The sequence below is a fragment of the Buchnera aphidicola (Pemphigus obesinymphae) genome, assembly GCF_026122815.1.
Classification (GTDB): domain Bacteria; phylum Pseudomonadota; class Gammaproteobacteria; order Enterobacterales; family Enterobacteriaceae; genus Buchnera_C; species Buchnera_C aphidicola_BJ.
Map to the genome: position 1 here is coordinate 1 of NZ_JAIWQW010000060.1, position 706 is coordinate 706.

At 26.6% G+C, this 706-nt stretch carries 2 protein-coding genes; one reads left to right on the forward strand and one right to left on the reverse strand.

Annotation, left to right across the window (positions count from 1 at the left end):
• Positions 1 to 180: exonuclease domain-containing protein (locus LDP10_RS03070; RefSeq protein ID WP_265197271.1), on the reverse strand; the 180-nt coding region annotated here is incomplete at its 3' end.
• A gap of 40 nt (positions 181 to 220) precedes the next feature.
• On the opposite strand from LDP10_RS03070, the gene rnhA reads away from it, so the two are divergent.
• Positions 221 to 706, forward strand: a 486-nt coding sequence (gene rnhA, locus LDP10_RS03075; protein ID WP_265197272.1) for a ribonuclease HI, incomplete at its 3' end; no start/stop codon positions are given.

Sequence of the window (706 nt, forward strand, 5' to 3'; positions counted from 1 at the left end):
AGGATCTACCGAACGATTTTGTTGAATATATGTATGAAAATTGTTTCCTGTAAAATTACGATCAATTATTTCAATAGCACCAATCTCAATAACACGTTGTTTTTCATAAAAAATACCTTTATTATTGATTCCTGTAGTTTCAGTATCAAGTGCAATTTGTCTTATTTTGTTTTTTTTCATATAATTATATAATATGTGTATCAAAAAGAAATATTTTACAATGTTAAAATTAGTTTATGTTTTTACAGATGGTTCTTGTTTAGGAAATCCTGGTCCAGGAGGATACGGAATTTTATTTCGTTACAAAAAATATAAAAGAACATTACATGCCGGATTTTATTTAACTACTAATAATCGCATGGAATTAATGGCTATTATTATAGCATTAGAATCTCTGAAACAATCTTGTCAAGTACATATTGTAACAGATAGTCAATATGTAAAAAAAGGTGTTGAAACTTGGATACATCAATGGAAAAAACAAGGTTGGAAAAATAAAAAGAAACAACCTATAAAAAATATAGATTTATGGACCAGATTGCATAATACACTACATCAACATCAAACATACTGGAAATGGATTAAAGGACACTCAAATCATATAGAAAATACATTTTGTGATAAATTAGCGCGTATATCAGCAAATAATCCACGTTTTCAAGACACGGGGTATAATGTAAAAAAAATTTTTAAAATATATCAAAAT